Origin of the sequence: uncultured Algimonas sp. (assembly GCF_947498175.1) — a bacterium.
In the GTDB taxonomy this organism is placed as follows: domain Bacteria; phylum Pseudomonadota; class Alphaproteobacteria; order Caulobacterales; family Maricaulaceae; genus Litorimonas.
In genome coordinates, this window is sequence record NZ_CANMJB010000026.1 from 1 (window position 1) to 209 (window position 209).

Below are 209 nucleotides of genomic sequence, written 5' to 3' on the forward strand. Positions count from 1 at the left end.
ACCTTGTTCATGTAGACCACCATGGCGGGAATGCCGACCTGGCGACCGAGCAGGATGTGCTCGCGCGTCTGGGGCATGGGGCCGTCGGCGGCGTTGACCACCAGGATCGCGCCGTCCATCTGGGCCGCACCGGTGATCATGTTCTTGACGTAGTCGGCGTGGCCGGGGCAGTCGACGTGGGCGTAGTGACGCGCGTCCGTCTCGTACTC

At 66.5% G+C, this 209-nt stretch carries 1 protein-coding gene; it reads right to left on the minus strand.

Going from position 1 to position 209, the window contains the following annotated elements; all coding sequences use genetic code 11:
• A partial coding sequence (locus Q0718_RS13645; RefSeq protein WP_298919146.1) for a GTP-binding protein occupies positions 1-209 on the minus strand: 209 nt, incomplete at both ends.